Consider the following 26,400-nt stretch of genomic DNA (forward strand, 5'->3'; position numbering starts at 1 on the left):
AAGGGAGATATAATTCATGGAAAATCTTTATAACAAGCAGAAGTATACTAAGCCACAAATTAACCATCATCAACCTGTAAGGTTCGAAACAGCCATATCCCAATGCAAGCCACCAAGTGTAATCGCGACGATATTTGGAACTAATAAGAACATCTGCGTTCATCAAAATGGAACATGGGATTGGTTAAAGTAGAAAAGAAAAAACCGCAAAAAGACTACTCTTTTTCACGGTTACTTCTCCACTTATTAAATTCAAGAAACTCCCGAAACTGCTCTTTACTAATACCTGAAGCCATGGCGTCTTGTACTAGTTTAAACCAATCAGGATCAAGCTGGGCGGGATCGCGATCCTCAGGGTCATGTAATAGATTATCCATAGGGACATTCAGTACTGCAGATATTTTCTCAAGAAATTGTATGGAAGGGTTGGATTGGATATCGCGTTCGATAGTGCTGAGATAGGATTTAGCTACCCCTGCACGTTCAGCCAGTTCAGATAGGGAAAGGCCTTTGGATTGGCGAATTTGCTGGATGCGCTTGCCGATCATGACTGATTATCACCTACTCTTTTATTTATGCAATCATTATAGCAGATAATGATTGTTGAATCCTAACTATTTTAGCTGAAAATTATTGATGATATCAACGAAAAATGATGGTTTTTGCATGTTTGTTCTTAATAGGGAACAACTCGTCCTGTATACTATATTATTCGTAGGGGGAAGGAGGATTATGGGGGGGAAGATTCCTAACTTTTTAAAGGATCAAGTGATTGAGATTGACCGAAATGTCTATATTGATCCCCACGATCCAGCTTACTTTGAGAAGATGCTCAAGTATATGCGAGGGAACGACCCTGAGATGCATTTTCGCTTGGCTAAAGACTGGGAACAGAAGGGGCGGTTCGCCAAAGCTCTTTTTCATTATTTCGAAGTGACTAGGTATCGGTCTTCTTATTATGAAGAGGCTAGGCAGGCCTTGAGACGTTTTGATAAGGAGTCCCTTGAGAAGTATCCCGTATATAAATTGCCTAGTAAGAAACGGATCCCGATGTGGGTTCGAACGGTTCTAGTAACTTTCTTTTTGTTTCTATTGTTTTTGATAGGGGCATTTTTGACCGATATCCTGGCATATATTTAACAAAATAAATAAGGGGGTAGGTATATTGAGGTCTCCGTATTCTTTATACCCTGTCCATCCGGTTTGGTCACAACCGCGGTATCAGCATAGGGCTCCTTATCGTTACCCAGATCCGTCTCTCCCTTTAACGATACGAATAGAGATTTCTGTTCAAGTCAAAGCAGAGACTAAGCCAGTTCCTTCAGCTAAGCACCCCTATAAGGGCCAATTTATTGATGTTACCTCCTAAAATAAAGGATGGCTGCCTCGTGCACAAAATCGAAGCAGCCTTATTTTATCTCTCACCCCCGCCCCATACTCAACGGTACATTCCCCTGAAACCCGCCCATCATCTCTCTTAACTGCTGATGACTGATAATGACGTGTTCTACATTATCCATTAATTGATTGCAGCATTTTAGTAAGACTGAATCCGTCAATATTTCCTTCCCACAGCAGGAGCAACGAAACCGGAACAAGACATTCATCGAACCCCTCCTCTAATAGCTTACTTCTATATAAATCCTTTTTAGGACAATATAGCCTAAGGCAATAATCGACAGCGCAATTTTCCATATGTTTATGCATGAGAGTGGGCTTTGATGTATACTTATGTGAGGAAAAAAGGAAAGATTGGAGGGAACTCCTATCGGCTTTGATAAATGGAGCAAACTGGAGAGTATTGTCGCTTTTCATGAGAGGTATGTTCGTGTCCGAAAAGATACCCTGGAGTCTCCTACAGGGGATAAAACGGACTATGTTTATCTAGAGGACGAGATACCGGGAACGGTGATTGTTCTTGCCATCACAGACAATCAAGAGATTATCCTAGTAAAGCAATTTCGTTATGCCATTCAGGAGCACCAGTACAATCTCCCAGGTGGCGTGATTGATATGGGAGAAGCCCCAGAACAAGCAGCTCAAAGAGAGCTTCGCGAGGAAACGGGAGCCTTAGCTGATACCTGGATTCCTGCCGGCATGTATCATCCAATGGCTTCGCATCACACAAGGAAAACCTACTTGTTTATTGCTAAGGGACTAACCTTTGGCTGTCAAGCACCTGATCCCTATGAGGATCTTGTGATAGAGCTACGACCTGCACAGGTTGTCATAGACCATATTTTAGAAGGTCACTATACGGACTTAGAGCTGTCTTACGCTGTCTTATATGGCAGGGCAAAGGGGTATATATAGAGGAGGTTTAGTATGGGTACGACAGGTTTAATTAATATCGTCTTATCCTTGGCATTTATTACATTAAGCTGGTGGGCGATTCAATCTTTTCGTTTTGACTTGTTTGTAAAAGACTATAAGAGTCCGCAGGTAAAAGTGCTGCAAATGTTTGTGGCTATATCGCTTGGGCATGGTGTGGCGCGCTTCTTTATGGATTACTTGGGGTGGTCGATGATGCTGAAGCAGTTGTTCATTCCTTAGGTTTAAATTTCCTCTTCTCTGTGAACACTAAGTAGTACAGATAAACAGGGAAGAGGAGAATATAAAATGAAAAACATATGGGGAAAAAACACCCTTCTTATGGGGTTGATGTTGTTGTTTTTTTCGTGGACGGTATTTGCTGATCAGCAACCGAAGCAAGGTGAGCAAGCAACGATGGAAGCTCTCGATGAAATCATGAATAGTATGGTGGAGACAGGAGCTGAGGCGGAGCGAATTTTGCTACACATGGGGACGTCTTACCGGACCTTTGAGAAGCCTGAAGAAATAAAGAACTTTGCGGAGCAACTAGGGTTCACGCTGGGCCTTACTGAAACGCGCAACCATCAACAAACACAGGAATTCCGTTTTCAACGCCTCGAAGAACAGGTCTTAACCGAGCTTATGGTTAAGATGATACCCAGTCAATCTAGAGCTGATGCATGGGATAGTTATTTGACGGTTAAACTTTCGGCTGAGCCTTTAGCCCTAGACGCCCTCAAACAGCACTATCTTCATGTATATCAAGGCCTAGAAAGTTCGCAAATACTACCTCATTTTAACACTTGTGTCCAAGGATTTTATAATGTTACACTGGAAAATGACGTTCAATTAATGAAATTACGTAAACTGCTTGATTTGTTGGGTGCTGAAGTTGTAGAACAAGTAGCCGATCCGACGGTCATAAGTATCTCGGCTTATACATCCCGCCTGTCGTCATACATACTGACTAATGGCCGTCCGATGAATGTACAAGCTGGCATACATGTGGATCAGCTGCTTGGCTTAACCAGAATAACCATTGGAACCCCCATCATCACTATAGAATATTGATATATAGTGGTGGAACGGACGTATAGGAGTCTGCCTATACGAAATGTTTACATGGGGTCCCCCTTCGGAGATGCACTGGCACCCCATACACCAAATCAGGATTGGAATACTAGCAGCGGGGGGAAAGGTACTTTGGACAAAATCATAGTCCACGGTGGAACACGTTTATCAGGAAAAGTAAAAGTTAGCGGAGCAAAAAACGCCGTCCTACCGATCATCGCGGCAGCCCTTCTGCCTGAATCGGGCAAAAGTATCATTCATGATGTACCGCCTTTGGATGATGTTTATACGATCGGCGAAGTTTTAAAAGCACTTCATGCTCATGTCACATATGATGAACATAACGGAACAATGGAAGTTGATGCAACCGAAGTCGATTGTACAGAAACACCATACGAATTAATACGCAAAATGCGCGCTTCTTTCTTGGTGATGGGTCCTTTGTTGGCCCGTAAAGGAAAGGCAAGAGTTTCCTTGCCAGGAGGTTGTGCGATCGGGACGCGTCCCATCGATCAGCATCTAAAGGGCTTTGAGGCCATGGGTGCTCACATTGACATCGGTCAGGGCTATATCGAAGCCTCAGTAACAGGGCGTCTTCGTGGAACCAAGATCTACTTGGATATCGCGAGTGTAGGGGCTACCGAAAATATTATGATGGCCGCTACCTTGGCTGATGGGACGACCATCATTGAGAACGCCGCCCAAGAACCCGAAATTGTAGACTTAGCTAACTATCTCAATGCGATGGGGGCAAAGGTCCGCGGAGCGGGTACGGGAACAATCAAGATTGAGGGTGTGGAGCAACTTACGGGTGCTGTTCATACCGTCATTCCAGATCGGATTGAAGCAGGAACCTTTATGGTAGCAGCTGCCATTACTCGTGGAGATGTCTATGTGGAAGGGGCTATTAGTGATCATCTTCGTCCGGTGATTGCGAAGCTTCGTGAGATGGGCGTGATTGTGAAGGAAGAGGAGAACGGTATTCATGTGACAGCTACAGGCAAGCTGAAGGCTGTCGATGTGAAAACTCTTCCGCATCCCGGTTTCCCGACCGATATGCAGTCTCAGTTCATGGCGTTGTTATTGACTTGTGAAGGCTCAAGTATCGTATCGGAAACGGTGTTTGAGAATCGCTTTATGCATGTCGATGAATTTAAGCGTATGGGAGCAAAGATTAAGATTGAAGGGCGTAGTGCTGTGGTTCATGGCAACTCCGTCTTAAAAGGGGCTCAAGTCACTTCGACGGACTTGCGTGCTGGAGCTGCTTTGGTCCTTACCGGTCTGGTGTCCGAAGGCCAAACCGAAGTGGGAGGATTACATCACATCGACCGAGGCTACGTGAACCTTTGTGGGAAGCTGCGTGACTTGGGTGCAAAGGTGACACGCTTGTCTGAAGAAGAAGCGAAAATCAAAGAAGCTGAGTTGCTAGCGCCAAATGTGATTAAGCTTAGAACTTCATATGCGTAGCTTGAATACCCCGTCTGAGTAACGGGGTATTTTTTCATTCTCACGGTAATAATATTTAAGGAATATTAGTCCGTGTCTTCATTTTTTTGCTTTCGCCTTCGATGCATCCATAGTGTTAACCCAGAGGCACCGGCTATGATAAGGCCTTCCATACTACTAAAATTAGAGCTTGTACTTGCATTCGGGAGGTTGTAATGCACGGGCTCTAGACTTTGCAGGGCTAACAGGGAGCTCGAAGTGGGATATTCCGCTATAGGTACTATGGTACTTTCCTCTTGCTTTACTACTAGGGAGTCCACTGTTGTTACCGGTAAGAATATGGACTCTGAGACCTGGGGGTGGGATATGTCCGATGAGTAATGGAACTTCTGATTGGGGTTCTGTGGAGTCGTGTTCCTTGTAGATGGTGGTTGATGTTCGATTGGAAGTTCCGCTTCCGAATCGGGAATATACTTTGGTTCAGTAGTTGTATCCTTAAAAAAGGAAGATAATGTTCTTACTGAGGATTGGATGTTGTCTAGGATGGTTGGAGAAGGGACTAGGGAGTTGGGTTCCGAAGTATCTTCCATTGGAGGAACAACGAGCTCATTTCCTGGCTCTCGATTTGAGTTGTCTTTAGGGGGAAGTGGATTGGAGGATATCACAGTCTCAAAGATAATTCTTTGATGATCTAGGACTTCTGGACTAGTATAAGATAATTTTTCCTGCATAAGGCATAGCCCCTTTGTACTAAATAAAATTACTAATGTTCTTATTATAGAACAAACAATAACGAATATCTATATAACTTAAGAAAAATTATCCCCACAAAGTCCCAGTCACCTGATAAAATAAGGAAAAGATTAATATATCTGGAGGAGAGCATGAATTATAAACAGGAGTATTTGCGCTGGAAGCAGGCGAATCATCTAGATCAAGAACTACAAGAACAATTGGCTTCTATTGAAGGAAATGAAAAAGAAATTGAAGATCGTTTTTATAAATCACTTGAATTTGGTACTGGTGGTCTTCGTGGCGTTATCGGAGCCGGTACGAATCGAATGAATACATATACCGTAAGAAAAGCAACCCAAGGATTAGCCCAATATATTCTACGTCAAGGGGAAGAGGCGAAAAACAGAGGGGTAGCGATCGCTTACGATTCGCGTCATAAGTCTCCTGAATTTGCCCAGGAGGCTGGATTAGTTTTAGCCCAAAATGGAATTAAGGCTTATGTTTTTAAAGAGCTGCGTCCTACCCCGGAGCTTTCTTTTGCTGTACGTCATTTAGGAGCGATATCTGGAATAGTAATTACGGCCAGTCATAATCCTCCCGAGTACAATGGATATAAGGTGTACTGGGAGGATGGGGCACAAATTGCTACCGATCTCGCTGATGCAGTTACCGCGGAGATTGCTCACGTAAGCGATGAGCTTCAGGTAAAGGCCATGGATCTAGAAGAAGCACAAGCTCAAGGGCTATTTCAATGGATTGGCAACGAAATTGATGATGCTTACCAAGAGCAGCTTAGAACGCTTGCTTTGCAGCCAAAGGAAACAAATGCGGATTATAAAGTCGTATTTACTCCCCTCCATGGAACAGGAAATTTACCGGTTCGACGAGTATTGAAAGACATGGGGTTCGAGCATGTTCATGTGGTGCCTGAACAGGAGCTGCCTGATCCTAACTTTTCCACGGTTAAATCCCCTAACCCGGAGGAACATGAAGCCTTTAAATTGGCGATTGCTCTAGCGGAAAAAGTGGGAGCGGATATGATTATGGGCACGGATCCTGATACCGATCGGGCCGGGGTTGTCGTTAAGGGATTGGATGGTCAGTTTACCGTGTTAACAGGAAACCAGCTTGGTGCGCTTTTAGTGGATTATATCCTCTTGCAAAAGCAAGCTCAGGGTCAGTTACCTACTAACGGGGTAGTCATCAAGACGATTGTTACCTCCGAAATGGGGGCGGAAGTAGCGAAGCAATATGGGATGGGGTCACTAGATACTCTGACCGGCTTTAAATTTATTGGCGAGAAAATTAAAGAATTTGAAGAGACAAAGGAAAAGACTTTCTTGTTTGGTTATGAGGAAAGCTATGGATACTTGGCTGGAGCGTTCTGCCGGGATAAAGATGCCGTTCAAGCCTGCATGCTTGCAGCGGAAATGGGATCTTACTATCAAAAGCAAGGATTAAGCGTGTATCAAGCTCTTCTTCAGCTGTTTGATAAAGTGGGTTATTTTAAAGAAGATCTCGTCTCCTTGACCCTAAAAGGTGTTGATGGGGTTACAAAAATTAACGAAATAATGGAGCGGCTTCGTCAAAATCAGCAAAGTCAGCTCGGGTCCATGAAAGTTATAGAAATTAAAGATTATAAGAAAGGAATTGACGGTTTGCCTAAATCGAATGTGCTTAAGTTTTTCTTCGATGATGACTCTTGGTTCGCTGCTCGTCCATCTGGAACCGAACCGAAAATTAAATTTTACATTGGAGTAAAGGGGGTTAGTTTGAGCGATTCAGAAGATAGGTTGGAGAAACTGAAGAGTGCGGTAATGCAGATAGTGTAAAATATCTTTTAAGAAGATTCCCTAGTTATTATATAACTAGGGAATTCTTAATGGAACTATGAGTAGGCAGATACTATTTCCCTTTTCCTTTTCCTCCTTTTTTACTGTCATCACCTATGGGATAGGTGATTGGATCAAGCCAGGATCCTGTACCAGGGTCTGGAGTATAACAATTACTACATGACATGCTTGTTTCAAATCTAATTGCCTCATGAATCATGACATAAGGCTGTTCATAGGGCTTTTTCATATTATCACCTCCCTCTAGCCTCTATATTGAAACTAATTGTCTTTACATTCGATACTAATATGCTCTAACTCAGCTGTTATTTCCCCATTGGCGTTTTCTGTAAGGTGATAATTGATGTGAACAGTTCGGTTGGGGGTCTTTCCCTTACTGATCAAATGAAAATTGTCTATATATGTCGTATTGTATGATTGAAGATTATCATTAATGATACAAATGGTACTTCCAACGCCATTATACTCAGCTCCACTATGTAATCCTACTCCTTTTATTCCTTGAGGATTTCCATGGAGTACAACTAATGACTTGTTTTTATTATCTGTAAAGTGATCGTTATAATGAAGCCAACCAGTCAAGTGAATGGGCTCATCACAACCTTGTACGATGTAGTCAACCTCAATTGAAAAATTTCTACTAATGAATTCAGTGGAACTAGAGGCGTTTGAAACTCCAACAGGTAGAGCAGATCCTGTTATTAATAGACTAGCTACAACCAGAGCTTTGATGAACTTTTTCATTTAATACACCGTCCTATGTTCTTGTTTTAGAACGTTAGTGTTCTATATAAATAATAGTTGATTTTAGTCACTTATGCAATGAGTAAATAGTCAAAAAGTGGATTTAGTAATAGAAATACTAATACAAAATTTGAAATACCTCGACACAAAATGACACACTAAAAATTACCAAGATAGTATAATGTACCTATAAACAAGATGCTAATAATGTTAAATGGCGATAGTACACAACAAGATAGGACTAAGGTTAGGGGAGAGGATAATAATGTCAACGCAGCATGAGGAAGGAACTTGGTTAGACCCGGAATGGATAGAACTCATTAACGAAGCTGTCTCGCTCGGATTATCCATCGAAGAGATCCGCGACTTTCTGAATCAACATCAAAAGCTAGTATCCGCCTAAATCTTTTCATACTCCCCCGCTTGTCTGAATACACATGTATAGAGTCAAGAGAGAGACAACCGTGTGTTCATCAGGAGGGATTCAATGAAACGAATAGGAATTGGACTAGCTATTTTGCTTACGATCGTTATGGTCATCCCAGCTATCATCACACTTTTCGCCTCGAAGGAACCTGAGGTCAGTTTGCCGGAGATCCCTTCTCCCAGTCAATTAGAAAATCAGATTTCCATCTCGGTCTATCGGACGGAGGGAAAACGCGTAGAGACGTATCCGATCGAAGAATACATTGTAGGAGTTCTATCTGCGGAGATGCCGGCTGATTTTGAGTTGGAAGCACTGAAAGCACAGGCGATGGCGGCTCGGACCTATATTGTTCGGAGGTTGGCGAATAAGGAGTTTAAGGATGTTCCAGAAGGAGCTCAGGTAACGGATACGGTTCAACACCAGGTGTTCATGGATGATCAGCAGCGGCGTGCTGCATGGGGCCAAGAATACGCTTGGAAGATTCAGCGCATTCGTCAAGCGGTTGTAGAGACACAGGCGAAGGTCTTAACCTTTGACGGGAAGCCCATCGATGCGACGTTTTTTTCTACGAGTAATGGTTTTACGGAAAATTCGGAGGAATACTGGGCTCAAAAGATCCCTTACCTGCGCAGTGTAGAGGTTCCTTGGGATAAGGCTTCTCCACGATATGAGGGAGAAAAAGAATTTTCCCTGCAGGACGTTGAGAAGATGCTAGGGGTGAAAATTGCAATTACGGCTGCAGCACCCAATGCTTGGTATCAGATCTTAGAGCGGACGACGGGGAATCGGGTCGGGAAGGTAAAGGTTGGGGAAAAAACCTTTACAGGTCGAGAGATTCGAGAGAAAATGAACCTTCCTTCCTCGTCTTTTACGTGGGAAATGAAAAATGGAAAGTTGCTTGTGAGGACCTTTGGCTATGGACATGGCGTAGGCATGAGTCAATGGGGGGCGCATGGCATGGCGCAAAGCGGGAAAACGGCCACAGATATCGTGACCTATTTTTATCAAGGGATTGCCATTGAGGACTATCATCAGTGGATACAATAAGAGAGAGACAGACACAGAGACTGCACCAGTCTCTATTTTTTTGCCTATACTGGTCTAGACAACCAAACGACTAGATGGTAGAATTTAACCACCAAAATATAACAGGAGTGATTCGTATTACACGCGAATGGATCATAGCAGGTGCTAAGGTGTATGGAGAAGAGAGACAGCTCGAAAATGGGTATATCAAAGTGGCGCAAGATCAGATCACGGAGGTAGGATGTGCGGCAGAGGTAGATCCAGCACTTATAGAGGGAGCGATTCAGCTTCCTGCGTCTTGGAAGGTTGTCCCTGGGATGATTGATGTTCATATTCATGGGGCAGCGGGAGCGGATACGATGGATGCTACGGAAGAAGCGTTGGAGATCATGTCCCGAGCCTTGCCGGCGGAAGGGACGACGGCGTTTTTGGCGACAACGATGACGCAGGATCAAGAAGCGATTGAGCGAGCGTTGAAGAATGCAGCTGTCTATATAGAAGGAAACAATAAGGTTGGAAAAGCTGAAGTATTGGGGATTCATTTGGAGGGACCCTTCATATCTGCTATTCGGGCAGGAGCCCAACCGCCTGGGGCCATTCGGCTTCCGGATGTCACCTTGTTTCAAAGGTGGCAAGAGTTAGCCGGGGGTGCGATTCGCCTCGTGACTTTGGCACCAGAACAGGAAGGAGGGCTCGAGTTCGCCGCCTACTTGAAGCAAACGGGTGTGGTGGCCTCCATTGGCCATTCCGACGCCACCTATGAACAAACTGTGCAAGCGATTCAAGCAGGCGTGACGCATGCAACTCACTTATATAATGGGATGCGGGGAATGCACCATCGTGAGCCTGGGGTGGTAGGGGCTGTTTTGTTGCGTGATGAAATCAAAGTCGAGATGATTGTGGATGGGGTGCATGCTTGCCCCGAAATGATTGATTTGGCCTATCGATTGAAAAGAGCAGAAGGCATTATTCTGGTCACCGATGCGATGCGAGCAAAATGCTTGGGAGATGGCCATTATACGCTTGGGGGTCAGGACGTTCAAGTCGAGGGGGGCAAGGCGGTTCTAGAAGATGGCACCCTAGCGGGTAGTATTATAAAAATGAAGGATGCCGCTTGGAATATGATGAGCTATACGAAGTGTACGTTGGAAGACGTAATTCGAATGACAGCAGAGAACCCAGCCAGGCAGCTAGGGTTCTGGAATCGAAAAGGGAGTCTGCGTGTGGGGAAAGATGCTGACCTGGTCGTGTTAGATGAACAGATGAACGTAAGGATGACCTTTTGCCGGGGGACATTAGCTTATCAACAGTAGGAGGAGGAAGTCATTCATGAAGTGGATTGAGGCGAAAGATGCTCAAGAGATGAGCGTTCTGGCTGCGCGATTGATCGTGAACCAAGTGAGAAAAAAACCAAAGACGGTCCTTGGACTAGCAACGGGCGGGACACCGATTGGTACCTATACGGAGCTGGTTCGGGAGGCAAAAGTGGGTGGAACGGATTATCATCAAGTCACCACCTTTAACCTGGATGAATATGTAGGGATCGCTCCGGGAGACCGCAACAGCTATCGTTTTTATATGGATCATCATTTATTTCATCATATAAACTTGGCTACATCTCATTTGCCGGACGGCATGGCTTCCGATTTAGGCTTGGAATGTGAGCGTTACGAAGGACGGATTGCGGCTTCGGGGGGAATCGATTTGCAGTTATTGGGGATTGGGACCAATGGTCATATTGGCTTTAATGAACCGGGTACTTCGTTTCAGTCCACGACGCACATCGTGGCCCTGACCGAGGCGACGAGACAGGCTAATGCAAGATTTTTCAACCATCTTAGTGAGGTCCCTACGCATGCCATTACCATGGGGATTGCTACGATCATGAAGAGCAAGCAAATCATCTTGTTGGCTTCCGGGGACAAAAAAGCGGACATTCTCTATCGCTTGGCTGCTGGAGAGGTTGATGAGCAAGTGCCCGCAAGTATCCTCAAGCAGCATGCAGACGTGACCATAATCGCCGATACCGCTGCCTTACAAAAAGTAAAGGAACGAGAGTCATGCAGCTTACGATAAATAAAAATTTACCCATTCCTATTTATTATCAAATTGAAGAAGGGATGAAGGAGTTGATTGAACAGGGCAGCTTGAAGCCAGGGGATCTGATTCCTTCTGAACGCGAGCTTTGTGAGGCTTATGGAATCAGTCGGATGACGGTGCGGCAGGCGGTCAATAACTTAGTCAATGATGGTTACCTGGTGCGGCAGCAGGGTCGCGGCACCTTTGTTTCTAAAGGAAAGATGGAGCAGGGGTTAAGAGGAGTAACCAGCTTCTCGGAGGATATGCGGGCGAGGGGGATGGTGCCGAGTACGAAGCTCCTCCACTTTGGGTTGATCCGGGCGAAAAAGCCGTTGGCGGAGAAGTTGGGTTTATCGGAGGAGGCACCGATCTACGAGGTCAAGCGAGTGCGGCTAGCTGATGGCATTCCGATGGCGTATGAGATTTCGTATTTGTCGGCAAGTCTTCTTCCTGGTTTTTCAGCGGAAGCGGCAGAGGGATCAATCTATGAATATGTTGAGAACATTCTCCAGTTAAAGATCGGGAATGCCCATCAAGTGCTTGAGGCTTCTTTAGCGAGGGGCTCCGAATGCGAGATTTTAGAGCTGGAGCAGGGGGCGCCGGTTCTCCTGATTCAAAGGAAAACGTATTTGACGGATGGGGTACCGCTGGAGATTGTCAAATCCGTCTACCCGGGTGACCGATATAAGTTTGTGATCGATATGCAAAGGACGGAGCCGAGATGAAGAATGTTTGTATGAAATAATGTTTACAAAACAAATATTGACGCATGAAATATTACGACATAAAATAGATATTAAGTAGGAAGTAAATGGAGTGGTTTAGGATGAACGGTGGTTTGGTGAGTTTAAGGGCGATGCTGGAGGAATTGAAGCCGTCGGAACGGAAGGCAGCTCAATTTATCCTGGATCATCCGGAAGAGGTGGTCAAGCTATCGGTTCAGAAGCTGGCTGAACTAAGCGAAGTGTCGGATGCGACGATTATTCGTTTAGCTAGATCGCTGAACATGTCGGGGTACCAAGAGCTGAAGCTGCGGATTGCCGGAGATTTGACGATGGGCAACATTCAAGAGAAGTACCAGGAGATTGGGATGGATGGATCGATTACTTCTATTATCCATTCCGTAAGCAGCAATAATATGCAGTCGATCCAGGATACAGTCTCGGTGCTTTCTCCTGAATCTGTGGAAGAAGCGGCGGAAGCGCTACTGAAGGCTCGCAAGATTGATATTTATGGCGTAGGGGCCTCGGCCGTGATCGGCTATGATCTGAGGCAGAAGCTGCACCGCATTAATTTATGGTGCGAGGCTTACTCCGATTTTCATGCCCAGCTGACCTCGGCGGTGAACCTGAGTGAGCAAGACGTGGTGTTTGGCATCTCTTATTCCGGGCAGACGGAGGACATTATTCAATCCATCACGGAGGCCAAGGCACAGGGAGCTAAGATCATTACGCTTACGAAATTTGGCTCCAATCCGGTATCGGAATTGGCAGACATTCGACTGTTCACCAGCTCCGTGGAGAAAAGCATTCGAACCGGTGCGATGGCTTCTAGGATTGCCCAGCTGAATGTAATTGACATCGTTTTCATTGCGATGGCAAGCCGACGGCAGGATCAGGTGATTCCGCTATTAGATAAAACCAGACAAGCGGTAAGCCGGACCAAACGGTCGATGGGATGATTGACAGAAAAATAGAATGTAGGGGGTAACAAGAACGATGAAAAAATGGTTAACTTCAATGGGTTCTATGTTGTTAATGTCTTCCCTAGTATTGAGCGGATGCGGAGGATCAAGCAACGAAGCAAGTCAGCCGCCAGCGGAGCAGCCGAAGCCAGAAGCGACGGCACCGGCGAAGGATCCGGTTGTTCTATCCATGCATAGCTGGCGCGTAGAAGATACAGAGGGATATAAGAAGGTTATTGCGGCTTTTGAAGCGGAAAACCCAGGGATTAAAATTGACTTTAAGCCGTTCAAAGCTACGGAATACAATACGATCCTCAATACCGCCCTGCAAAGTGACACCGGTCCAGATATCATGCAGCTTCGCCCGTATCGGGCTGGTATGACTTTAGCAGAAGCCGGCTACCTGGAGCCGCTGGATGGAGTAGGTGGATTGAAGGATTTTGCCCCAGACGTATTAGCTGCAGCTACTGCTAATGATGGTAAAGTATACGGGGTTCCTCTTTCCTTGAACTCCACTCAAATCTATTATAATAAAAAGATTTTCGAAGCGAATGGGTTAACCGAACCGAAGTCTTGGGATGAGTTAATTACGGTGGCCAAGACGTTGAAAGACAAGGGAGTCACACCATTTGCCTTCGGTTCCAAAGAAGGCTGGCTGCTTTCCTTAAGCCATGGGGTGATTGCTCCCGGAACCTATAATGCAGGCGAGTTCGTCGACCCTCTATTAAAAGGAGAGAAGAACTTTAAGAGCCCTGAATTTGTGAAATCTCTTGAACGTCTAAAGGAGCTTTCTGCTTACTTCCCCGATAATTTTACGGGCTTAGATGGAAACGACATCCGTACCTTGTTCTTTACCGAAAAGGCAGCGATGTACATCCAAGGAAGCTTTGAATTAGAAGTCTTGCAAAAGATGAACCCGGATCTTGCTTTAGATTTCTTCCCGATGCCAACGGATAACGGTCAATCGGTCATTACGACTTGGGTGGATGGTTCTTATGGGCTCAATGCCAAGTCGGGTAAAAAAGCAGAAGCCATGAAGTTCATGGAGTTTATGACCACGAAGTCCTTTGCCGATGTGTTTGCTAATGAATTCAAGCGTATTCCGGCCCTTCCTGGTGTCAATGTCAATGATCCTCTCGTGAACAAGATGGCGGAGTTGTCCCAAACGGTGGCTTCTCCTTATTTGATGGTCGTGAACTTTAACCAAGGAGAGCCAACGACGAAGGCGACGATTGAGAATGCGCTGCAAGGGATGTTCTTAGGTCAGCTGACGCCGGAGCAGGTCGCAGAAGAAGTACAAAAAGCAACGGACACGTGGTTCCAACCGAAAAAGTAAGTCGATTCCATGAAAGGAGTAAAACGAGAGGTTTTACTCCTTTCCCATAGAAGTAGGTGAAAAACATGAGTAGCAAACTGGAGATGGAAGTGCAGAAGGTCAACCTGAGAGTCGAGAAAAAAGGCAAGCGCAAATGGACGAGGCACTTGGTCCATCTGTTTCCAATGCCAGCCCTCCTGATCTATTTTCTTTTTGTGGTGTATCCGATTCTTTCCGCCTTCACCTATAGCTTGTACGATTGGAAGGGAATTGCCAGAGGCGAGTTTGTAGGTCTAGGAAATTTTATTAAGCTGTTTACCGTCGAGCCGTTCAATAAGATGTTCTGGAATGCTTTTGGCCACAATGTCATTTACTTTATAGTAGAGATGATTGTGCAGAACGGGATTGCCTTTGCCCTCGCTTATATCATTTACCGCAAAATCCGGGGCTCGGAGTTTTTAAAGATTGCTTATTTTATGCCTCGTCTTCTTTCCGTCATTATTGTTGGTTTTATGTGGAAGCTGATTTTAAATCCTAACTTCGGGGCACTAAATACGTTGCTTGCCAAGATCGGTTTGGAATCTTGGGCACGGCCGTGGCTCGGAGATCCGGATACCGCCTTATTATCTATTATTTTAGTCAACAGCTGGTTTGGTGTTGGTTTTGGGGTGTTGATCTTTTTGGCTGGCTTGCAATCCATTCCGGAAGAAGTGGTGGAGGCTGCGCGGCTGGACGGAGCAAGTGGTCCACGCTTGCTGTTGCGTATTATTTTACCGATGTGTATGCCGGCCATTACTATTATGACGGTGCTTACGTTTATCCAGGCGTTTGAAGCCTTTGAATTGGTTTACGCGATGCAAGGCTCAAAGGGGGAACCGTATTATTCGACGGATACGATGGCGGTTTACTTTTACCGATTGGCCTTTGGGGGCTCCGGTGGAGCTGATTCGACCTCGATTGGTCTGGGATCCGCGCTCGCGGTTGTGCTGTTCTTCATCGTCGCATCGATCTCCGCCCTATCGCTATACTTCATGAGAAAACGGGAGGTGCAGCATTAAGATGAAGACTTCCATTGGCGCTCGTTCCATGCAATACCTCTTTGCCTACTTGTTTGCGCTTGTTGCGCTTTACCCCATTTTTCTGATGATTAGTTCCTCATTTAAGAGCAATGCCGAGATTTTCTCCAATCCTTTAGGGTTACCCAAGAGCCTCAGCTTAGCACCTTATCAGAAGCTCTGGGAAGCTGTTCCGTTTTCACAGTTTATGATTAATAGCTTAATTGTCAGCAGTGTCTCTGTGCTTTTGATTCTCGTAAGCTCATCTCTTGCCGCGTTTTACTTGGCTCGCTTTTCGTTTAGATGGAACGGACTTCTCTATTTTTTCTTTTTGCTCGGGTTGATGATCCCCATCAAGCTAGGGATTGTTCCTTTGTTTATCTTAATGAAAGATTTAGGGCTCGTGAACTCGCTTTGGTCCTTAATTCTGATCTATACGGCGAGCGGCATCCCGATTTCCGTGTTTATCTTAACGGGTTTCTTCCGGACCTTGCCAGTTGAACTCGAGGAGGCTGCACGGATTGATGGCTGCAACCATGTGCAAGTGTTTTACAAGATTTTAATCCCTTTGATTCGCCCGGCGCTTGGAACGGTGATGATTATCAACTTTATCCAGGCCTGGAACGACTTTTTCTTCCCACTCATTTTTGTTCAGGATGATATGAAGAAAACCATTCCGGTTGGGATGCTGGGGATGTTTGGGGAATATGAAGCAGATTGGAGTATGCTATTCTCCGGTCTGACGCTTTCCGCTTTGCCCATGATTATTGTGTTCTTGCTCGCTTCTAAACAGTTCATGGAAGGGCTGACTGCCGGTGCGGTTAAATAGGAAAAACTGGTTTATCGGAATCGACGGCGGGGGAACGAGCACGCGCGGGGTAATAGGGGATGAATCAGGAGAGATTCTGGCTTCGGTTGTTGGCGATTCCTCGAATATGCTCTCGCGCTCTCTTCCCGAAGTCGAAGGTACATTGAGGGCCTTGTGTCAGGAGCTCGTGGAAAAAGCCGGGGGATCGCTGGCCGAGGTTCGAGCCATATTTTTGGGGCTAGCGGGCGCTGATCGCCCGCGGGAAAAAGAGTTGTTGATGAGGGGGCTCCATGACCTATGTCCAGGAGGTCTCGTGATTGACAACGATGCGATCACCGCGTTGTATGCCGGAACCTGGGGAAAGCCAGGCATTGTCTTAATCGCTGGCACCGGATCCATTGCTTATGGGGTTTGCGCGCAGGGAGAACGTTATCGGGTCGGAGGCTGGGGCTATCTATTAGGAGATGAAGGCAGCGGATTTTCGATCGGGAAGCAGGGATTGATCTCTGTCATGAGAGCCCATGATGGAAGAGGGAAACCCACGTTACTAACTGAGCTGGCTTTATCCAGGTTTGGGGTCACTGAGGTTCCTCTCCTTATTTCACATGTTTATGGGTCAGAAAACCCGCGTAAAGTGATAGCGGATACGGGGAGGATGGTTTTGGAAGCGGCGGAACAGGGGGATGAAGTCGCTGTGAGTCTGGTTGCTCAGGCAGCAGATGAGCTCGTTGAGCTCGTGGAAGCTTGTCAGAGGAAGATGGGGCAAGGCGAGGCTTTCCCTGTGGTTTTGGCGGGAGGACTGATGGAGCATGAAAGCTTGGTTCAACGATTAGTTGTTGAGCGTTTGGCGGGGAGAAAGTTTTCTGTAGAGATAGGGGTGTTGTCTCCCGTGTTTGGAGCTTTGATCATGGCAATGCAGTCCAGTGGAGTTGAACTCTCCGAACCTATCAGAAATAAGCTAAGGGAAGTGGAAGTATGGCAGAAAAGTTGAAAGAACTGCTAACGGAGTGGCGCAATCCAGATACGGAAAACTTGGATACCCTTCCGACGCTGGATATATTAAAAAAACTGAATTTAGAAGATCAAAAAGCCGCCTTAGCGGTTGAAAAAGAATTGGATACGGTAGCGCAGGCGGTGGACCTGGTTGTCCAGGCATTTGAACAAGGGGGAAGGCTGTTTTATTTCGGGGCGGGGACGAGTGGAAGATTGGGTATGCTGGATGCAGCAGAATGCCCGCCCACGTTTGGCACCGATCCCTCCCTTGTTCAAGGGGTGATCGCTGGGGGCTTGAGTGCTTTGGTGGAAGCAATTGAGGGAGCTGAGGATGAACCGGATTTAGGTCGTGAGGATGTCGATAAAGTGGGCGTGAAGGCAGAGGATGTCGTGGTGGGCATCGCGGCCAGCGGCCGGACGCCTTATGTGATGGGCGCAATGGAAGAAGCCAAGCGAAGAGGGGCCAAAACGATCGCGTTATCCTGTAATCCAGACTCGGAAATGAGTAAAGTCGCTGACGTAGCAATCGCCCCTGTCGTTGGACCGGAAGCCGTCACAGGCTCGACAAGGCTCAAGGCAGGTACGGCTCAGAAAATGGTGCTTAACATGCTGACGACAGCTTCGATGGTCCGTATGGGTAAGGTGTATGGAAACCTGATGGTGAACGTCCAAGCGACGAATGAGAAGCTGAGGGAACGTGTGAAGAAAATCATCATGGATGCGACAGAATGCACCTGGGAAGAAGCAGAAAAGCTCGCAGAACAAGCAGAAGGAGATGCCCGGGTGGGGATCTTGATGAAGCTCAAGGGAATATCTTCGGGAGAAGCGCGTGCCCAGCTGAACCGAGTAGGTGGACGAATACGGCAGGCGTTGGAGAATTGAATAGTGGATGTGAGCCCCTGACCTTATGAGGTTGGGGGTTTTTTGGTTAGTGGCCATGAGAGGGAGTGTGATTAAGCTGAGATTGCGGCCCTCTAAGTGTGCTGAAGCCGGGATCAGGGCAGCAAAGCCGAGGATTGATGCCTTTCAAGTGAGCCGAAGCCTAGATCAGGGCATCAAAGGCGGGGATTGATACCCTCTAAGTGAGCCGAAGCCGGGATCAGGGCATCAAATCCGAATTTTGATGCCCTCAAAGCGTGTCGAAACCGGGATCAGGGCACCAAAGTCGAGGATTGATGCCCTCTAAGCCTGCGAAAGCCTGGATCAGGGCACCAAAGCTGAGGATTGATGCCCTCCAAGCGTGCTGAAGCCCAGATTGGGGCACCAAAGCCGGGATCAGGGCACCAAAGCCGAGTTTAAATGCCCTCAATGCGTGTCGAAGCCTGGATCAGGGCACCAAAGCTGAGTTTTGCTGTCCTCTAAGTGAGCCGAAGCCGGGATCAGGGCACCAAAGCTGAGTTTTGCTGCCCTCCAAGCCTACCTACCATGAACTTGGTTACAAAAAAATTGGATGAAATCTCCATGATCTTCAAAAACTGAGAAAAAAGGAGTGGGTGCGTTGAAGGTCAGAGGGTGGTTCCTGAGTTGTTTGGTAGTCGGGGTGCTTTGTGGGCAAGGCTTCGCATCGGCGGATGAGTTGGATGATCTTTTGAATCAGGCGATTCAAGAGAATCAAATTCCTGGAGCGGTAGTATTGGTCCAGCATAAAGGGAAGATCGTGAAGCACCAAGCTTATGGTTATGCCTTGGACTATGAGGGTAAACGACAGGAAATGAAGGAAGATACCATTTTTGATGTGGCTTCTATTACAAAAGTTTTTACGGCGACTGTGTTGATGAAGCTGTATGAAGAAGGGAAAGTGAGGCTGGATGATCCTGTGTCTAAGCATCTTCCTGAATTCGCCCATAAGGGCGTAACCCTGCGCCATTTGCTGACCCATACGTCGGGGTTTCCTGCCTGGATTCCTCTATATGAAAAAGGGAGCGGCAGGGAGGACCGGTTGGCTTTTGTTCTCCAGCACCCTTTACAGCATCCTCCTGGAGAGGTGTACACCTACAGCGATCTCAATATGATTACCATTGGCTGTGTAATTGAAAAGGTGTCGGGGAAAAAGCTCGATGAGTATATGGATGAGGTGCTTATCCGTCCTTTAGGCCTGAGGGATACTTTTTTTAATCCGCCCCTTACCCAGCAAGGGCGCATCGCGGCCACGGAATACCAGCCAGAGAAAGGCCGAGGCTTGGTCTGGGGTACAGTTCAGGATGAAAATGCCTGGTCGTTGGATGGGGTAGCGGGTCATGCCGGTTTGTTTTCGACGGCTAAAGAATTAGCGGTCTTTGCCCAGATGATGCTGGATGGGGGAGCGAAGGGTGGGACTCGTCTTTTGAAACCGGACACGGTGAAGCTGCTGACGGAAAATCAAGCACCAGAAAACGTGACGCAAAAGCATGGGCTGGGATGGGAACTGGGGGAGGAATGGTACATGGACGTGTTGGCGTATCCCTCCACCTTTGGTCATACCGGTTTTTCGGGAACCTCTCTGGTTGTCAGTCCGAAGGAGGAGTTAGTCGTGATATTGCTTACCAATCGGGTTCATCCCACGAGAGAAACCGAGTCGATTAACCCACTGCGGCAACAGGTAGCTCGCTTGGCGTTAGCATCGATAAGAGAGGAGTAGTGTTCATGAGGTTTTTGCTTTTGGTGGTCTTGTTGTTCGTCGCCACCCCTGTAAAAGCAACAAGTCCATACACTGATCTGGTGTTGCTGGAGAATCTTCCGCAGGTTGAAGCCAGCGTACAAGACAACCAGTTGCAACTGAGGGCCATTCACCTTTATCGGGAAGGGCATTTTATCAAAGCGACGGATAACCTGGTGTGGAAATCTTCTAAATCCCGCATTGCCAAGGTCAATGATCGCGGGTTGGTCACCTTCAGTGGGCGACAGGGGAAGACTTGGATTACCGTAACGGATGGGGAGTTCTCGGACCGCATTGCGGTGCAAAACCTAGATGGAAAGCCCGTGGTCATCCCTGAGCAGGGAAACCGCTATGGACAGGTGATCGAACGTGTGGTGCAAGGATTGAGTGTAGAAGAGAAAATCGGGCAGATGTTGATGCCTGAGTTTTTAAAAAGTGGGGATCAGAGTGTGACTACCCTTACACCAGAGATTGAACAGCTGGTGAAAAAGTATCATATCGGTGGGGTGATTTTGTTTCGAGAGAACTTTCTCAGCGCGGAACAAGCGGCCAGCCTTACTTATAAGTATCAGAAAGCGGCAGAGAAGTTTGGCTTATTTATGGCTATCGATCAAGAAGGAGGCATCGTCACCCGCCTTCCTTTCGCGCCGGATTTCCCTGGTGGGATGGCTCTTGGTGCAACGCGGGATCCTGAGCTTGCCTTTCGGGTGGGTCAGGCTTTGGGGGAAGAACTTCGGGCGCTAGGGATTAATATGAACTTTGCCCCCGTCCTTGACGTGAACAATAATCCGGATAATCCGGTCATTGGGGTTCGCTCTTTTGGAGAAACGCCGAGTTTGGTGGCGGATTTGAGCGTGGCGTATCAACAGGGGCTGCAAAAGGCAGGTCTGGCCGCGACCGGTAAACATTTTCCCGGGCATGGAGATACCGGAGTGGATAGCCACTTGGGGTTAGCGGAAGGAAAAAGGCTTGCGCTCTATCCTTTTCGAAAAGCGATTTCTCATGGCATTGATGCGATCATGACGGGGCATGTGACGTTTCCTTATCTTGAGTCGACTAAAGTGAAGTCTCAACTGGATGGAACGGACATTTCGATTCCCGCAACCTTGTCTCCTGTGATGTTAACGAAGATTTTGCGTGAGCAAATGAAATTTCAAGGAGTCATCACAACGGATGCTATGAATATGAAGGCCATCGCGGATCATTTCGGGCCTGTGGATGCGGCGATTCGAGCGGTAAAAGCTGGAGCAGACATCGTTTTGATGCCGGTTGGCTTAGCCGAGGTGGCTGAAGGAATCTTTCAAGCGGTGATGGATGGAGAGATTTTAGAAGAGCGCTTGGACGAATCGGTTACTCGGATTCTGACACTCAAGCTGCAACGAGGGATTTTAAAAGAAGAAACGCCTCCAACCCTGAAGGAGCACGTTCAAAACGCTTTAGGGTGGATCGGACCTAAAAAGCATCAGGAGCTCAAAGAGGAAGCGGCGTTAAGGTCGATTACGTTGGTGAAAAATGACCGAGCTGTATTACCACTTAAGATGAAGAATAAGGGGAAGATCGTCGTGGTAGGCGCTCGTGCGATTGAGGATTTATATGAGGCGCTAAGAGCTCATCATCCACGGACGGCACTGGTTCAGCTTAATCCTTCCGGCATAAGAGCCTATCAGCCTTCTTTTCGCCAGTGGGCCGAGCTGATGGGGGCAGATGCGGTTGTAGTGGGGACGTATACCTCGAAGGCGGAGGATCGTGCAGCTGACCATGCGCAGATGAAGTTAGTAAAAGAGATTGCGCGAACCGTGAAGGTTCCGGTTATCGCCGTAGGGCTACGCAACCCATATGATATTGAGACCATTCATGAGGTGGTAGATGGCTACTTGGTGCAGTATGGTCATCGAGGTTCCAGCTCTCAAGCCACGGCGAAGGTCTTATTTGGTGTAGAAGAGCCTAAGGGAAGGTTGCCTGTGACCATACCGGATGGTAAGGGCGGGATCTTATATCCTTTTGGACATGGACTAGGCTATCAGGCGAGGTGATAGAAGTTGAAACAGGGTAAGGTTGGATTACTCGTTGTTTTATGTTTCTTTCTATTTGGAGGGGTGGGACAAGCGGTTGAGGCGCCCCTGCGTTTGGGGATTGAGGTGCTACTAGAGGAACAGTTGGACTTGGTGAAAGGGAAAAAAGTAGGACTAATTACCAATCCCACGGGGGTTGATCGGTGGTTAAAGAGCATTGTGGATGTTTTACACGAGCATCCTGATGTGGAGTTAAAAGCGATTTTTGGGCCAGAGCATGGGGCTCGTGGTGATGTACAGGATGGGAAGAAGGTCGATTCTTCCCATGATGAGCAAACAGGGGTGCCAGTTTATAGTTTGTATGGTGAAACCAAGAAGCCGACGTCCCTCATGTTAGAGGACATCGATGTGTTGCTTTTTGATATTCAGGATGTAGGAGTTCGTTACTATACTTATATTTATACGATGGCCTATGCGATGGAGGCAGCGAGGGAAAATGAGATTCCCTTTGTGGTGTTAGATCGCCCTAATCCTCTAGGGGGTAACGTAATCGAAGGACCCGTCCTTGAATCAGAGTTTTCTTCGTTTGTTGGCAGATATCCCATTCCTTTGCGTCATGGCATGACGGTCGGAGAGCTGGCCCAGCTTTTTAATGAAGAGTTTGGGATAGGCTGTGACCTGACCGTGGTGAAGATGAAGGGGTGGGAACGTCATGTTGATTTTTCCAGCTTAGGTCTGCCTTGGGTTCCTCCTTCCCCTAATATGCCTACAGCCCATACGGCTCTCGTTTATGCTGGGACGGCATTGTTGGAGGGAACGAATCTTTCTGAAGGAAGAGGAACGACTAAGCCGTTTGAGCTGGTTGGAGCTCCTTTCGTGGATGGCGTACAGTTGGCAAGGAAGCTTAATGATGTAGGATTGCCAGGAGTCCTTTTTCGCGAGGCCTATTTCACGCCCGAATTTTCTAAGTATAAAGGAGAGGCCTGTGAAGGGGTGCAGATCCATGTTGTGGAACCTGGAGTTTACGAGCCTTTGAAGACGGGTCTTGCTATAGTGAAAGCAGTCTACGAGCTTTATCCGAATGAGATGAAGTTTCGCTCGTTCTTTAATCAATTGATAGGGAATGAATGGGTCATGGAGGAGATAAAACGGGGGGCTTCAGTGGATAGTATGGTGAGTAGGTGGCAGGAAGATTTAAAGCAATTTCGAGGGGTGCGAAAGGACTATTCGCTCTATTAAGTAGTAAATTTTAACAAAAATTTAAGTTTGCCGACAGGAAGTGACAGACAAAAAGAAAGTAACTCTAGTATAATAGCCCTATAATTACTATCTAGGTACTGTTAATTCGTCTCAATTTATAGGGCAAGGGGATGGGCAGTTTGTCTAAAATAGAGTTGGATCAGGAATGGCTGCAGCTTATTCAGGAAGCAAGGGATATGGGGATTTCGCTAGAAGAGATACAGCAATTTTTGAGTGGGCAAGTGAAGGAAGGAATCTAAGAAAATTTTTGGTGTATAATTTTTTAGGTTTTGTACACGCCTCATGTTTAAATCTTATCCGAACTGGAGAAGATTGTTGATGAGGTGATGAATAAATGAATGGAGAACAAAAACAACCAATCCAACCACCAACTCAATCGAAGTGGAAGGCGTTCTTCAGTAAGAAATGGACTTTCCCAGTAATTTACATGGGAGCAGCAGCACTTATCCTTGCTTTAATCATGTGGTATCAGGATTCAAGTGATTATTCTCTTGAACAAGCCGAGATGCCGGGTGTAAGCATGGGAGAGGAACAAGCACAACAGCAACCGATTGCAGCAGCACCAGTAACACCAGAAGCCGTTGAAGTGAATGCACATGAGCAGGGAATGGCTTGGCCTGTTGCTGAAGGAGTAGAATTCGATATCGTAAGGAACTTCTTTGATGAAACAGCCGAGGATGATGTAAAAGCAGCAGCGCTGATCCATTATGAAGATTCCTATTTCCCGAATACAGGAATCGATCTAGCCACGAAGGATGGAGCCGTGTTCGAGGTTACGGCAGCTCTTCCTGGTAAAGTGACCAAAGCTGAGAAAGATCCAATGGTAGGCTATATCGTAGAAATCGAGCACGCCGACGGAATTTCCACGGTATACCAAAGCTTAGACAGTGTGCAAGTGGCTGTCGGCGATGAAGTAGAGCAAGGTGCCCTTCTAGCCAAAGCCGGCCGCAACTTGTTTGAGAAGGATCTTGGCATCCATCTACACTTTGAAGTGAAAGAGAATGGCCAAGCCGTTTCTCCGGATAAGTATCTTACAAGAGACAGCAAGAAAAATGAAGCTCAATAAGTAATATAGAGAAGGTGCCCGAGGGGGTGCCTTCTTTTTTGTTTAGGTTGCGATTGGTTGGGGCCTAAGTGATTAGTCGTAGATTTCCGGTTAAATACTCTGGTGGATGAGTTGTTGGGAGAAATAGTCGCAGTAGCTCCGGTTAATTGGCTGGAGAGGACCTAAATTGAAGGGTAGCAGCCCCAATAGTCGTAAATCTACGGTTAATTGGTCTTGAAGGACATCCATCCTTGAATTAACCGGAAATCTCCTCTTATTGAAGTGGTTCCACCTATCTATGAACCACCCAACAGGATCGAAAGCCCCCACAAGATGCACGGACAACCCCCATTTTATTAATTTTCTAAACGTTCTCTGTTGTTTTCGCGCATATATGCGTTCTCGTCTCAATATAATGTATCAGACTATCTCTAACAGGGAGGCGAGGGGAGTGCACGATTACATCAAAGAGCGCACCATCAAGATCGGTCGCTACATAGTGGAGACGCGCAACACCGTCCGTAAGATAGCCAAAGAATTCGGCGTATCTAAAAGCACTGTGCACAAAGATTTGACCGAACGACTACCCGAGATCAACCCCGAATTGGCTAATAAGGTTAAAGAAATATTGGAGTACCACAAATCCATCCGTCATTTGCGCGGAGGAGAGGCCACCAAGATCAAGTATAAAAGAAAATCAACCAAAAGCCAGAAGAAAGGAGCAACCGAAGAATTGGCATAAGGTGCCTGTCACCCGTCACATTCTGTCGAAAAAATGTCGAATAATCGAAAGGAATTCCTTGTTCCGCATCGAAGTATATACCTTTGGAGCTACTAATCGCTAGAATAGCATTCACATAGATGAACCAGTACAGGGAGGACCTTGCAATGTTAGGGAAGGATATCGGAATCGATTTAGGAACGGCTAATGTATTAATATATGTAAAAGGACGCGGAATTGTGCTAGATGAGCCATCGGTTGTCGCTATCGATAGCATGACTAGAAAAGTGTTGGCGGTGGGTAATGAAGCCTATCGGATGGTTGGACGTACGCCGGGTAATATCGTGGCGATTCGACCGCTTCGTGATGGCGTGATTGCAGACTTTGAAATTACCGAAGCTATGCTTAAGCATTTTATCGCGAAAATCGGAGTAAAGAGCTTCTTCGTCCGTCCCCGAATTTTGATTTGCTGCCCTACAAATATCACCTCAGTAGAACAAAAAGCAATTAGAGAAGCCGCGGAACGCAGCGGTGCAAGAACGGTATATCTAGAAGAGGAGCCAAAAATCGCAGCCGTTGGCGCGGGTATGGATATTTTTGTACCGAGCGGAAACATGGTAGTGGATATTGGCGGAGGGACGACCGATGTGGCAGTACTGTCCATGGGGGATATCGTCACCGCCTCTTCTATTAAAATCGCTGGGGACAAGTTTGATCTCGACATCATGCGCTATATTAAACAAAAATATCAATTAATGATCGGCGAGCGAACAGCAGAAGACATCAAGAAGGGAATCGCTACGGTGTTTCCAGGAAGCCGTAAGGATGAAATGGACATTCGAGGTCGTGATATGGTATCAGGGCTTCCTCGCAACATTACAGTATACTCACATGAAATTCATGAAGCACTGGCTGAATCGGTTACCCATATTGTACAAGCCTCTAAGAATGTATTAGAGAGAACCCCGCCTGAACTATCCGCGGATATCATTGATAAGGGCGTCATGCTGACGGGGGGAGGCGCATTACTCCACGGTATGGACAAGCTTTTGGCTGAAGAATTGCGCGTGCCTGTGCTCGTTTCAGAAGAGCCCATGTTCTGTGTGGCTAAAGGGACAGGAATTATGCTGGAAAACTTAGACAGACCAAGACGTCAATTCATTTAAGGACAAGCCCTC

At 46.6% G+C, this 26,400-nt stretch carries 30 protein-coding genes; 26 read left to right on the forward strand and 4 right to left on the reverse strand.

What is annotated here, in order from left to right; genetic code table 11:
- The first annotated feature begins 16 nt into the window (after nt 1-16).
- A complete protein-coding gene (locus EIZ58_RS33550) occupies nt 17-193 on the forward strand; it encodes a hypothetical protein (RefSeq protein WP_167577805.1) in 177 nt (58 codons plus the stop codon).
- Nucleotides 194-215: 22 nt separating this feature from the next.
- On the opposite strand, the gene EIZ58_RS19665 is transcribed toward EIZ58_RS33550, so the two are convergent.
- Nucleotides 216-548 carry a helix-turn-helix domain-containing protein gene (locus EIZ58_RS19665; protein WP_134702567.1) on the reverse strand — a complete coding sequence of 111 codons (333 nt, stop codon included), beginning with the start codon at nt 546-548 and terminating at the stop codon, nt 216-218.
- 184 nt (nt 549-732) lie between these two features.
- Between EIZ58_RS19665 and EIZ58_RS19670 the strand changes: the two genes are divergently transcribed.
- Both EIZ58_RS19670 and EIZ58_RS19675 read left to right on the forward strand, forming a co-directional pair.
- Nucleotides 733-1,140 (forward strand): hypothetical protein, encoded by a 408-nt coding sequence (locus EIZ58_RS19670; RefSeq protein WP_134702568.1) that lies wholly within the window; start codon nt 733-735, stop codon nt 1,138-1,140.
- A 25-nt stretch (nt 1,141-1,165) separates the two neighbouring features.
- On the forward strand, nt 1,166-1,369 hold the full coding sequence (locus tag EIZ58_RS19675) for a hypothetical protein (protein WP_134702569.1): 204 nt from the start codon (nt 1,166-1,168) through the stop codon (nt 1,367-1,369).
- Between the two features lie 52 nt (nt 1,370-1,421).
- Here EIZ58_RS19675 and EIZ58_RS19680 read toward each other — a convergent pair whose 3' ends face one another.
- Complete coding sequence (locus tag EIZ58_RS19680; RefSeq protein WP_134702570.1) at nt 1,422-1,607, reverse strand: hypothetical protein; 186 nt, start codon at nt 1,605-1,607, stop codon at nt 1,422-1,424.
- A 145-nt stretch (nt 1,608-1,752) separates the two neighbouring features.
- Between EIZ58_RS19680 and EIZ58_RS19685 the strand changes: the two genes are divergently transcribed.
- From EIZ58_RS19685 to EIZ58_RS19705, 5 genes are all read left to right on the forward strand, one after another.
- Nucleotides 1,753-2,313 carry an NUDIX domain-containing protein gene (locus EIZ58_RS19685; RefSeq protein ID WP_134702571.1) on the forward strand — a complete coding sequence of 187 codons (561 nt, stop codon included), beginning with the start codon at nt 1,753-1,755 and terminating at the stop codon, nt 2,311-2,313.
- 12 nt (nt 2,314-2,325) lie between these two features.
- A complete protein-coding gene (locus EIZ58_RS19690; protein WP_134702572.1) occupies nt 2,326-2,553 on the forward strand; it encodes a DUF1146 family protein in 228 nt (75 codons plus the stop codon).
- A gap of 66 nt (nt 2,554-2,619) precedes the next feature.
- Nucleotides 2,620-3,384: a YwmB family TATA-box binding protein gene (locus tag EIZ58_RS19695; RefSeq protein WP_134702573.1), complete on the forward strand. Its 765-nt coding sequence runs from the start codon at nt 2,620-2,622 to the stop codon at nt 3,382-3,384.
- Nucleotides 3,385-3,516: 132 nt separating this feature from the next.
- Nucleotides 3,517-4,851, forward strand: coding sequence for a UDP-N-acetylglucosamine 1-carboxyvinyltransferase (gene murA, locus EIZ58_RS19700; protein ID WP_134702574.1), 1,335 nt, complete (start codon nt 3,517-3,519; stop codon nt 4,849-4,851).
- A gap of 863 nt (nt 4,852-5,714) precedes the next feature.
- Nucleotides 5,715-7,397, forward strand: a complete 1,683-nt coding sequence (locus EIZ58_RS19705; RefSeq protein WP_134702575.1) for a phospho-sugar mutase — start codon at nt 5,715-5,717, stop codon at nt 7,395-7,397.
- A gap of 73 nt (nt 7,398-7,470) precedes the next feature.
- On the opposite strand, the gene EIZ58_RS33555 is transcribed toward EIZ58_RS19705, so the two are convergent.
- Nucleotides 7,471-7,647 (reverse strand): hypothetical protein, encoded by a 177-nt coding sequence (locus EIZ58_RS33555; protein WP_167577806.1) that lies wholly within the window; start codon nt 7,645-7,647, stop codon nt 7,471-7,473.
- 32 nt (nt 7,648-7,679) lie between these two features.
- Entirely contained in the window at nt 7,680-8,162 is a 483-nt protein-coding gene (locus EIZ58_RS19710) for a hypothetical protein (protein WP_134702576.1), read from the reverse strand.
- A 265-nt stretch (nt 8,163-8,427) separates the two neighbouring features.
- On the opposite strand from EIZ58_RS19710, the gene EIZ58_RS19715 reads away from it, so the two are divergent.
- The 18 genes from EIZ58_RS19715 (at nt 8,428) to mreB (ending at nt 26,388) form a co-directional block, all read left to right on the forward strand.
- Nucleotides 8,428-8,565 (forward strand): anti-repressor SinI family protein, encoded by a 138-nt coding sequence (locus EIZ58_RS19715; RefSeq protein WP_134702577.1) that lies wholly within the window; start codon nt 8,428-8,430, stop codon nt 8,563-8,565.
- A gap of 84 nt (nt 8,566-8,649) precedes the next feature.
- Nucleotides 8,650-9,636: a stage II sporulation protein D gene (gene spoIID, locus EIZ58_RS19720; protein WP_134702578.1), complete on the forward strand. Its 987-nt coding sequence runs from the start codon at nt 8,650-8,652 to the stop codon at nt 9,634-9,636.
- A gap of 74 nt (nt 9,637-9,710) precedes the next feature.
- Complete coding sequence (gene nagA, locus EIZ58_RS19725) at nt 9,711-10,928, forward strand: N-acetylglucosamine-6-phosphate deacetylase (RefSeq protein ID WP_134702579.1); 1,218 nt, start codon at nt 9,711-9,713, stop codon at nt 10,926-10,928.
- 16 nt (nt 10,929-10,944) lie between these two features.
- Nucleotides 10,945-11,691: a glucosamine-6-phosphate deaminase gene (nagB, locus tag EIZ58_RS19730; RefSeq protein WP_134702580.1), complete on the forward strand. Its 747-nt coding sequence runs from the start codon at nt 10,945-10,947 to the stop codon at nt 11,689-11,691.
- A complete protein-coding gene (locus EIZ58_RS19735; RefSeq protein ID WP_134702581.1) occupies nt 11,676-12,419 on the forward strand; it encodes a GntR family transcriptional regulator in 744 nt (247 codons plus the stop codon). The genes nagB and EIZ58_RS19735 overlap by 16 nt, the downstream gene beginning before the upstream one ends.
- A gap of 101 nt (nt 12,420-12,520) precedes the next feature.
- Complete coding sequence (locus tag EIZ58_RS19740; protein ID WP_134702582.1) at nt 12,521-13,375, forward strand: MurR/RpiR family transcriptional regulator; 855 nt, start codon at nt 12,521-12,523, stop codon at nt 13,373-13,375.
- A gap of 37 nt (nt 13,376-13,412) precedes the next feature.
- Nucleotides 13,413-14,714: an ABC transporter substrate-binding protein gene (locus EIZ58_RS19745; protein ID WP_134702583.1), complete on the forward strand. Its 1,302-nt coding sequence runs from the start codon at nt 13,413-13,415 to the stop codon at nt 14,712-14,714.
- 164 nt (nt 14,715-14,878) lie between these two features.
- Nucleotides 14,879-15,751: a carbohydrate ABC transporter permease gene (locus EIZ58_RS19750; RefSeq protein ID WP_370297771.1), complete on the forward strand. Its 873-nt coding sequence runs from the start codon at nt 14,879-14,881 to the stop codon at nt 15,749-15,751.
- A gap of 1 nt (nt 15,752) precedes the next feature.
- Nucleotides 15,753-16,577 carry a carbohydrate ABC transporter permease gene (locus tag EIZ58_RS19755; protein WP_134702584.1) on the forward strand — a complete coding sequence of 275 codons (825 nt, stop codon included), beginning with the start codon at nt 15,753-15,755 and terminating at the stop codon, nt 16,575-16,577.
- Entirely contained in the window at nt 16,564-17,547 is a 984-nt protein-coding gene (locus EIZ58_RS19760) for an N-acetylglucosamine kinase (protein ID WP_134702585.1), read from the forward strand. The genes EIZ58_RS19755 and EIZ58_RS19760 overlap by 14 nt, the downstream gene beginning before the upstream one ends.
- Nucleotides 17,532-18,431 carry an N-acetylmuramic acid 6-phosphate etherase gene (gene murQ / locus EIZ58_RS19765; protein ID WP_134702586.1) on the forward strand — a complete coding sequence of 300 codons (900 nt, stop codon included), beginning with the start codon at nt 17,532-17,534 and terminating at the stop codon, nt 18,429-18,431. The genes EIZ58_RS19760 and murQ overlap by 16 nt, the downstream gene beginning before the upstream one ends.
- Before the next feature lie 616 nt (nt 18,432-19,047).
- Nucleotides 19,048-20,166: a serine hydrolase domain-containing protein gene (locus EIZ58_RS19770; protein WP_240689209.1), complete on the forward strand. Its 1,119-nt coding sequence runs from the start codon at nt 19,048-19,050 to the stop codon at nt 20,164-20,166.
- Between the two features lie 5 nt (nt 20,167-20,171).
- A complete protein-coding gene (locus tag EIZ58_RS19775) occupies nt 20,172-22,217 on the forward strand; it encodes a glycoside hydrolase family 3 protein (RefSeq protein WP_134702588.1) in 2,046 nt (681 codons plus the stop codon).
- Between the two features lie 6 nt (nt 22,218-22,223).
- The gene (locus EIZ58_RS19780) at nt 22,224-23,435 is read left to right on the forward strand and encodes an exo-beta-N-acetylmuramidase NamZ family protein (protein ID WP_134702589.1); all 1,212 of its coding nucleotides are present in this window, start codon (nt 22,224-22,226) and stop codon (nt 23,433-23,435) included.
- Between the two features lie 140 nt (nt 23,436-23,575).
- The gene (locus EIZ58_RS19785) at nt 23,576-23,695 is read left to right on the forward strand and encodes an anti-repressor SinI family protein (protein WP_370297734.1); all 120 of its coding nucleotides are present in this window, start codon (nt 23,576-23,578) and stop codon (nt 23,693-23,695) included.
- Nucleotides 23,696-23,790: 95 nt separating this feature from the next.
- Nucleotides 23,791-24,522 carry a M23 family metallopeptidase gene (locus EIZ58_RS19790; RefSeq protein WP_134702591.1) on the forward strand — a complete coding sequence of 244 codons (732 nt, stop codon included), beginning with the start codon at nt 23,791-23,793 and terminating at the stop codon, nt 24,520-24,522.
- A gap of 430 nt (nt 24,523-24,952) precedes the next feature.
- Nucleotides 24,953-25,243 (forward strand): sporulation transcriptional regulator SpoIIID, encoded by a 291-nt coding sequence (spoIIID, locus tag EIZ58_RS19795; protein WP_134702592.1) that lies wholly within the window; start codon nt 24,953-24,955, stop codon nt 25,241-25,243.
- Nucleotides 25,244-25,389: 146 nt separating this feature from the next.
- Nucleotides 25,390-26,388, forward strand: coding sequence for a rod shape-determining protein (mreB, locus tag EIZ58_RS19800; RefSeq protein ID WP_134702593.1), 999 nt, complete (start codon nt 25,390-25,392; stop codon nt 26,386-26,388).
- Nucleotides 26,389-26,400 lie beyond the last annotated feature (12 nt).

Source organism: Ammoniphilus sp. YIM 78166 (assembly GCF_004522215.1).
Taxonomy (GTDB): Bacteria; Bacillota; Bacilli; order Aneurinibacillales; family RAOX-1; genus YIM-78166.